Origin of the sequence: Kitasatospora sp. NPDC052868 (assembly GCF_044547105.1) — a bacterium.
Classification (GTDB): Bacteria; Actinomycetota; Actinomycetes; order Streptomycetales; family Streptomycetaceae; genus Kitasatospora.
This window is the reverse complement of the sequence record NZ_JBITZW010000017.1, coordinates 21,622-29,649: the sequence shown is the minus strand read 5'-3', so window position 1 is coordinate 29,649 and position 8,028 is coordinate 21,622. Positions and strand designations below refer to the sequence as shown.

Below are 8,028 nucleotides of genomic sequence, written 5' to 3'. Positions count from 1 at the left end.
CGCCGGCGCCCCCCGCGGGCCCCAGCACCCGGCCGCGGGCGCGGCGGCCGGGCGGCGCGCGGCGGGTCTCGCGCAGCACGGCGGCGCCGCCGGGGCCGGACCAGGCCCGGGCGACCCGGTCGCCCTGCTGGCCGAGCGCGCGGCCGCAGGGCACGCGCCCACCCTGGCGGCGCTGGAGCGCGCCGGGCAGGCGCTGGGCCTCGCCCTCGCCTCGGCCGTGGAACTCATCGATCCGGACGCTCTGGTCCTCGGCGGCGCCTACGCCGAACTCGCCGACTGGCTGCTGCCGTCCGTGCGCACCGAGTTGGCGGCCCGGGTCGTCGTGCGTCCGTGGGCCCCGGAGGCGCTGCGCCCGTCCGCTCTGGGGCGGCGCGGGCCGCTGCTGGGCGCGGCGCTGACGACGGTCCGCCGGATCATGGCGGACCCGACCCTGCTGCCCGTCGGCTGACCCGGAGCCGACTGACCCGTCGCAGTGAAGGTTGAGTGATTCTCATCGAAGGTTGAGCGATGTTGCGCTGGACCTTGGCGCCCTATTTGGCTTCGTTCGGCTGCTCGGCGGAGCGGCAGCGTCGATGGGCTGCGACTCGTTCGCGAGTCGCGCATCGGCGGGAGCAGTAGCGACGCTCCGGACCGCTGCCCTGGTTGATGAAGACGATCGGGCAGGTGGGGGATGCGCAGATCCTGCCGGGCGGACGTTGACGGTCCCAGACGAGAACGGTCAGGGCCATGCAGGACGAAGCGATGAGCCACTCGTCCCAAGGTGCGTTGTCCTCGCGGTCGAGGTGAGGGTGCCAGGGGGTGCTGCCGCTGTGTGAGGTTAGGCGGAGCGGTCCGGTGTGGTCCGTCAAGAGCTGGTTGAGGGCGGCTGCGGCGTCATCGGCGTGCTCGGCGGCGAAGACTGGCCGCAGCAGGGAGGCAGCTGCCTGCATCTCTGCGACATCGCGGGTGGTGAGGTCGACGGGGTCGGTCTCGCCGTATGCGCGGAGCACGTCGGCGACATCAGCTGGGTCGGGGCAGTCGTCAGCCAGGACGTTGATCAGGGCGGCGGTGCGCCGGGCTGTGGTGAGCACGGAGTGCCGGGTGGACCAATCGTCGCTGTGGAATGACACCTGTGGAATGTAACGCATCTTGCGGATGATTGAGTTACCTCCGTAACGTCCTGCGGATGGGAAAGCGTTACTCACTCCGCTTCTATCTCGTCGGAGCGGTGGCAGCCCGCGCCGGGGACGAGATGTCAGGACCGGCGCTGATGCTGGCAGCATTTGCTTTGACCGGATCGACCGTCGCCGCGTCGTCGCTGCTCGCGGGCATCACGATCTCTGCCGCGGTAGGGGGGCCATTTTTCGGGGCGCTCCTCGACAGAGCAGATCGGCCGGGACACCTGCTGGCTGGGGCCCTCGTCCTTTATGCGGTGGGGCTGGGGATGCTTCTTGGGGGACTAGGGTGGTGGCCGTTCGCTGTCACGATCTTGATCGCAACGGTGACAGGGCTGCTGGGCCCGGCCCTGTCGGGGGGATGGACGGCCCAACTTCCGCGTGTGGTGGAAGGTGACCACCTGCCCCGGGCGAATGCGCTCGATGCCATGACGTTCAATGTGGCGAGTCTGGCCGGTCCGGCTCTCGCTGGCGGCGTGGCAGAGGCGCTGGGCGCCCCGATGGCCGTGGTGGTCTCTGTGGTGCTCATCGCCTTGGCGCTGCCCGCCGCGTGGATGCTGCCCGCCCGTCCCGGCCGAGTGCTGGGAGTGCAGGCAACTTCGGTGACCAGCGACCTTGTTGCCGGAGTACGGGTCATGCTCGGAAGGCCGTCCTTGGCCCGAGCCACTCTCACCTCGACCGTCTCCTGCATCGCGCAGGGAATGCTGATGGCGTGCATCCCGCTCCTCGGCGAACGGGTTCTGGGCGGGGCCAGCCGCGGCGCGGTGCTGCTGTCCTGCGTGGCGATCTCAGCTTTGGTGGCCAACGCCGTACTCGCTGGGTTCCCGCGTTCAGTCGCCCCCGACACGATCATCTGGGCCAGTGCCCTTGTCCAGGCTGCCGCGCTGGCGTTGGCCGCGTGGGGTCAACCAGTCGTACTCATCGTGGCCGTACTCATCGTGGGGATAGGGGAAGGACCCCAACTGACCGCCTTGTTCGCAGTCCGCCACCGGGAGGCCCCAGATCACCTGCGAGGCCAGATCTTCACCACCGGCGCCAGCCTGAAGATCACCGGATTCGCCCTGGGGGCAGCAGTTGCCGGACCAGTCGCGACTTGGTCTCTTCCAGGCACCTTGGCACTCGCAGCGAGCGTGGCGGCCGTCGCAGCACTGGTCTTCTTCGTGATCCCGTCGGCAACCGCCAACTCGTGCGAGGCCAGCACGATGTCGACTTGAGCGGTCTCCGCGAAAAGTTTGATGCTGTCGAAATGAGAGTTGTGCGGTTCTCAGCGAAGGTTGAGTGATTGTTCCCGGCTGCTTCGTTCCTTCTTGAGCCGGTTGGAGCGCCTGCTGTGGCAGAGGGCTGAGCACGTCAGGCGTATTTGATTCTTGCGTCCCAGTTCCAGGGGCCCGGCGCATTCAGTGCAGGCTGTCGGCTGTTGCCGGGATGGAATGGACCCGTCCGCTCGGCGCCGGAGGTAGGCGATGTGGCAGCAGCGGTCCGAGCACCATCGTCGTCGGCCGGGTTCGAGCGGGGCGTCGCAGACGCCGCAGGTCAGATTCGGGGTGCGGCTGGCCTCCGCCCTGTCGCGTCGGCGCTGGCGCTCTGCGACTTGGCGGCAGGAGTCCGAGCACCAGCTGCGCGGTGCCCCGCGGGTGACGAAGGTCAACTTCTCGCCGCAACCTTGGCAGGCCGCGTGCCTTTCCTCCTTCTGCGGTTTCGGGTTCCGTCTTCTGTATGCCGCCTGCCGGCATGCCTGAGAGCAGGTCTGCCGTGGGCTGCCGCCGTGAGGCTGGAACGTGACGGTCCCGCATTCGATGCACCGCCTGCCCAGAAGGATCTCCTTGAAGGAGGAGGGGTCTCGGCCGACCACCGCGGCCAGCCGTTCCCAGCTGGGTGGACCGCTCCATGACCAGGGCGGATCGACTAGGTAGCGGCGCAAATATGAGGCTTTGATGTGGTTGGCGGCGGCGAGGCGTCCGATGAAGGACGTGAGCCCTTCGCCAGCGACCGGTCGAATCTGTCTGGGGAGCGGGGCAGGTGAGCGGGACATGGTCATTTCAGGTGGTGTGGCCGACGCTGTCGTGGTTGATGCAGGAGCGCGAGGTGGATGTGATGGCATGTCAGCCGGGGGAAGCGGTGACGTAGGACGTTTCTGTGGACGCCGTCGTGGAGTGCGTCTCCGAGCGCGAGGAGGAGATCGACCCGGTCGTTGAGGCTACGGAGTGCGCGATCAACCGCTGGGGGAATGGCCCTTTCCGGTTCGGGTCGGTCGTGGCGTGACGCGCCGGATCGAACGCCGCGGGGACGTCATGCCGGGGCGCCGCCGGCCCGCGGAACGGACATGGTGCCGGGTGGGTGCGTCCGGCCGGAGCATGACGTCCTCCGGCCGGGCGGCCCCGGCGCTCACGGGTGGACGGCACGGTCCGTGAACAGGCCGGCCGACCGCCCGGGCGGCTGTGCCCCGGGCGGAGTCGTCCTCGACCGGCCGGGTCGAGGACGACTCAGGCTCCCCGGCCCTCGTCCGGCCGGGGGCGCGCCGACCGCGCTATGCGACAGCCATCTGACAAGCCGCTACTGGTTCTTGATGGCGACACCCGCGTAGAACGACACCTGGGCGTCGGTGACCGCGTCCGCCAGCCGGTCGGCGGTGCCGTCCTCGTCCGGGCGCCAGCGGTGTGCGGGCACGATCCCCGGCTCCAGCAGGTCCAGCCCCTCGAAGAGGGTCTCGAACTCGGCGCGGGGCCGCAGCCGCAGCGTCGTGCCGGCCTTGTTGTAGATCTCCTGCACCATCGGCGCGCCCTGCGGGTCCAGCTCCGCCGTGGCGTGCGAGAGCACCAGCGCCGAGCCCGCCGGCAACGGCTTCAGGAGCCGCTCCACGATCGCGCGCGCCTCGCCCAAGTCCGTGACGAAGTGCAGCAGCGCCACCATCGACAACACCACCGGCTGCCCCAGGTCGAGCGTCCGCGCCACCTCGGGGGCACCCAGGATGGCGTCCGGATCCCGCGCGTCGCCGTGGACGTACGCCGTCCGTCCCTCCGGCGAGCTGGTCATCAGCGCCCGCGAGTGCGCGAGCACGATCGGGTCGTTGTCCACGTAGACCACCCGGGCCTCCGGAGCCACCGACTGTGCGACCTCGTGCAGGTTCGGGGACGTGGGGATGCCCGTGCCGACGTCCAACCACTGGCGAAGGCCCCGCTGCGCCAGCGTCCGGGTCGCCCGCTGCATGAACGCCCGGTTCGCCCAGACCGCGGTCCGCATGGTCGGGAACACCGTGAGCACCCGCTGGGCGGCCTCGCGGTCCACCTCGAAGTGGTCCTTGCCGCCCAGGAACCAGTCGTACATGCGGGCGCTGTGCGGTATGTCCTGCCGTATGACGGTGCTGAGCGGCTTCTCCAGGCCCGGATCTTCCACGTTCATCGCCGCTGCTCCCTGATCTGTCCCCGCGGCCGTGCGATGGCCGGAAGGATGATATGACACTTGACGTACGGTCAGTAGTGTGACAGCTGGGGCGGGCAGGGTGCCAGTGCGGGCCGATCACCGGCTTGCGGGCGGTGGGTGCACCGAGGACCGGGGGTGACTGGAGGAGTCCGGCCCGCACCGGGAGCTCCCGGCTCGTGAGCGGCTGCGCTCAGGTCGTGCTTCCGGCCGAAACATGGGATGGCTGTGCGGGATTCCCGATCCGGGGGTGTTCGGTGGGATGGCCAGGGCTTGGCAAAGTGCCTGTTCGTGCATGGGGTTTGAGAAGAAGAGGGCGCCAAGCGTCTTCCTAGACATGGGATCTCCTGCTACGTTGATGCCGTGTCCCTGACCGATAGAGCCATCGCCCGCATCCGTCAGATGGTCGGGGAGGGCGAGCTTGCGCCCGGCTCGAAGCTGCCCCCCGAGCAGCAGCTGGCCGCCGATCTCGGCCTGTCCCGAAACCTCATGCGCGAGGCGGTCAAGGCCCTCGTCGTCGCGCGGGTCCTGGAGATCCGGCGGGGCGACGGCACCTACGTGACCAGCCTCGCGCCCGGTCTGCTGTTGGAGGGGCTCGGCGGCGCGGTCGAACTGCTCCAGGGGGACACCGTCCTCGAACTCACCGAGGTGCGCAGGCTCTTCGAGCCGGTCGCCACCGCGCTGGCCGCCACCCGCGGCACCGACGAGGACTTCGCCGAGATGGCACACCACCTGGCGGCCATGAAGGCCGCGCGGGACGACGTCGAGCTGCAGATCCGGCACGACGCGGCCTTCCACCGGGCCGTGGTCCGCGCCACGCGCAACGAGACCCTGGCCGCGCTGCTGGAGCACATCTCCGGGCGCACCCTCCGGGCCCGGGTCTGGCGGGGGCTGGTCGACGCCGACGCGGCGGACCGGACCGCCGCCGAGCACCAGGCGATCCTCGACGCCCTCACCGCCCGCGACCCGAACCTCGCCCAGGCCGCGGCCCTGATGCACGTCCACACCACCGAAGGCTGGCTGCGCGACCAGGTGGCCGCGGGCGCGGAGATTCCCGCCCCGCAGACCGGACCGCAGCAGGACCGGGACCGTACCTGATCATCCGTCGACCACCGACCGAGGAGCGACCACGCGTGAGAGTCGACGCGCACCACCACGTGTGGGACCTGACCCGGCGCCCGCAATCCTGGCTTGACGCGCCGGAACTGGCAGCCGTCCGGCGCGGGTTCGGGGCGGCCGACCTGGCCCCCCGGGCCCGGGCGGCGGGAATCGACCGCACCGTTCTGGTGCAGGTCCTGCCGGATGCCACCGAGACCGAGGAGTTCCTCGCCCTGGCCGCCGCCGAACCGCTGATCGCGGGGGTGGTCGGCTGGGCGGACCTCACCGCGCCCGGGATCGCCGACACCCTCGCCGAACTGCGGCGAGGACCGGGCGGCGAGCGGCTCGTCGGCATCCGGCACCTGGTCCAGGGCGAGCCCGACCCGGCCTGGCTGGCCCGGGCCGACGTCCGGCGCGCACTGCGCGCGGTCGGCGACGCGGGGCTCTGCTACGACCTGCTCGTGCGGCCCCACCAACTGTCCGCCGCCATCGACGCGGTGCGCTCCCTTCCGGAGCAGCCCTTCGTCCTGGACCACCTCGCCAAGCCGCCGATCGCGCGGGGCGAACTGGAGCCGTGGGCCGGCCGGGTGCGCGAACTCGCCCGCGAGCCCAACGTCTTCTGCAAGCTCTCCGGGATGGTGACGGAGACCGGCCCGGACGGCTGGACCGTCGCCGGGCTGCGCCCCTACGCGGAGACCGCGCTCGACGCCTTCGGGCCCGAACGCATGATGTTCGGCTCCGACTGGCCGGTCTGCCTCGTGGCCGCCTCCTACGAACACGTCGTCAGCGCGGCGGAGGAGCTGACGGAACACCTCGATCCGCACGAGCGCGCCCAGGTCTTCGGCGACACCGCGACCCGGGTGTACCGGCTGGACGAAGCGACGTCGTCCGGCGCCCGGAAGGAGCCGGTATGAAGGTCCGACTCGCCTACGGTGGGACCGGGCTCGACATCGACGTCGACCCCGCCGTCACCACGGTCGTGGAGCCGCCGCACCACCCCGGAGCCGCCGACGAGACCGCCGTGCTCCGGGACGCGCTGCGCCACCCCGTCGCCGGACCGCCGCTGCTGGACGCCGGCCTCGGCAAGGCGGACGTACGCGCCGTCAGCAGGCTGTGGTCCCTCCCGACCTGGGACAAGCCGGCCACCCCCTGCCTGGCCGGCCGCATCCGCTACGGCATCCCCGTCACCGGCCACCGCCTGGCCCGCGTCGACCGCGCCGAGACGAAAGGATCGAGCTCAACGCGGACGCCCTGTGGTCCGGCGGTCCCGGTCCCCGCGACCGGGCGGGTGCCGCCGAGCACCTGCCCGCGCTGCGGGATGCGGGTGCTGCGCGACCGCGACCAAGCCGGAGCCCACGCGATCGCCGCGGCCCACTTCCCCGGCCCCGACACCGAGGCGTACCAGCCGCTCGGCACCCTCCTGCTGACCTTCCCGTCCTGTGGCGAGGACGACGCCACCGACTACCGGCGCGAGCTGGACCTCGACGAGGCCGTGCACACCGTGTCCTTCACGGCCGGCGGAGTCCGGTACCGGCGGGAGTGCGGGACAGGAGTTCAGGGCGCCGGCCCGCGGATCCTCCGCGGCCCGGTTGAAACGGTGCGGTCAAACGGGGGACGGACCCGCGCCGTGCGCGCGGATGGGGCGTCGCCGGAGGCGCGCGGCGCGGGGTCCGGACGATTGTTAGCGATCACAAAATGCGGGAGCCGACTCCTCCGAATGCGGAGGGGGGTGGTGGAGGCGACGGCTGCAGCGTCCATCACTTGGCATGCCCAGCCAACCCTTCTCGCAAGGGTCCGGGCGGGTATCGGGATCGGCGGCCTCGCCGACGGGCGGCGGGCCCGGACGGGAACGTCGGGACCCCGGTCGGTGACCCTGCCCGCCGGAGCGGGGCCGACCATCGCCGACCTGCGACGACCGGCGTCGGATCGCGCCGGGTGAGGGCAGGTTGATGATCACCGTGCCGGGGTGGTCCACCGGTCCCGCCGCGAGGTCCGTGCGGGCGGGGTCGTGTCGGCGGTGAGTGCACGGACGTGCGATCCGTCCACGGCGCAGTCCTCAAGATCAAGCAGGTCGGCACGGCGTAACTCGGTCGGTAGGGCGGGGTGAAGGCGTGGCCAGACGCCGGCTTCGGTCCAATCGCGCAGCCGGCGCCAGGCCGTAACTCCGGAGCAACCCACGGTCTCAGCAGGGACGTCACGCCAGGCAACACCGGTCCGCAGCACGTACAGGATGCCGGCGAGGGCCGCCCGGTCCGGGGCGCGTGGCCGGCCGGGGTGGCGGTGGCGCCGTTCGGGAGCGGACGGCAACAGCGGAGCCACGCGCTCCCACAGGTCATCCGGAACAAGACCAATACGCATC

At 71.2% G+C, this 8,028-nt stretch carries 8 protein-coding genes and 1 pseudogene; 6 read left to right on the top strand and 3 right to left on the bottom strand.

Translation table 11 applies throughout. The annotated features are described in order from the left end of the window. A partial coding sequence (locus tag ACIGZJ_RS25725; RefSeq protein ID WP_396459426.1) for an ROK family protein occupies positions 1-448 on the top strand: 448 nt, incomplete at its 5' end. 82 nt (positions 449-530) lie between these two features. Here ACIGZJ_RS25725 and ACIGZJ_RS25720 read toward each other — a convergent pair. Beyond that, the gene (locus ACIGZJ_RS25720) at positions 531-1,127 is read right to left on the bottom strand and encodes a CGNR zinc finger domain-containing protein (RefSeq protein ID WP_396459425.1); all 597 of its coding nucleotides are present in this window, start codon (positions 1,125-1,127) and stop codon (positions 531-533) included. Between the two features lie 38 nt (positions 1,128-1,165). Between ACIGZJ_RS25720 and ACIGZJ_RS25715 the strand changes: the two genes are divergently transcribed. Together ACIGZJ_RS25715 and ACIGZJ_RS25710 are read left to right on the top strand one after the other, a co-directional pair. Next, the gene (locus ACIGZJ_RS25715; RefSeq protein ID WP_396459424.1) at positions 1,166-2,368 is read left to right on the top strand and encodes an MFS transporter; all 1,203 of its coding nucleotides are present in this window, start codon (positions 1,166-1,168) and stop codon (positions 2,366-2,368) included. Between the two features lie 922 nt (positions 2,369-3,290). Further along, the gene (locus ACIGZJ_RS25710) at positions 3,291-3,416 is read left to right on the top strand and encodes a hypothetical protein (RefSeq protein WP_396459423.1); all 126 of its coding nucleotides are present in this window, start codon (positions 3,291-3,293) and stop codon (positions 3,414-3,416) included. 291 nt (positions 3,417-3,707) lie between these two features. Here ACIGZJ_RS25710 and ACIGZJ_RS25705 read toward each other — a convergent pair whose 3' ends face one another. After that, positions 3,708-4,553 (bottom strand): SAM-dependent methyltransferase, encoded by an 846-nt coding sequence (locus ACIGZJ_RS25705; RefSeq protein WP_396459422.1) that lies wholly within the window; start codon positions 4,551-4,553, stop codon positions 3,708-3,710. Between the two features lie 381 nt (positions 4,554-4,934). On the opposite strand from ACIGZJ_RS25705, the gene ACIGZJ_RS25700 reads away from it, so the two are divergent. From ACIGZJ_RS25700 to ACIGZJ_RS25690, 3 genes are read left to right on the top strand one after another with little or no spacing between them, the layout of a single operon-like run. Next, complete coding sequence (locus tag ACIGZJ_RS25700) at positions 4,935-5,669, top strand: FadR/GntR family transcriptional regulator (RefSeq protein ID WP_396459421.1); 735 nt, start codon at positions 4,935-4,937, stop codon at positions 5,667-5,669. A gap of 35 nt (positions 5,670-5,704) precedes the next feature. Continuing rightward, entirely contained in the window at positions 5,705-6,583 is an 879-nt protein-coding gene (locus ACIGZJ_RS25695; RefSeq protein WP_396459420.1) for an amidohydrolase family protein, read from the top strand. Then, positions 6,580-7,608 (top strand): glycoside hydrolase N-terminal domain-containing protein, encoded by a 1,029-nt coding sequence (locus tag ACIGZJ_RS25690; RefSeq protein ID WP_396459419.1) that lies wholly within the window; start codon positions 6,580-6,582, stop codon positions 7,606-7,608. The genes ACIGZJ_RS25695 and ACIGZJ_RS25690 overlap by 4 nt, the downstream gene beginning before the upstream one ends. Before the next feature lie 44 nt (positions 7,609-7,652). Here the strand turns inward: ACIGZJ_RS25690 and ACIGZJ_RS25685 are convergent. Then, positions 7,653-8,027, bottom strand: a pseudogene (locus ACIGZJ_RS25685) (transposase); the annotation flags it as partial. Position 8,028: the final 1 nt, after the last annotated feature.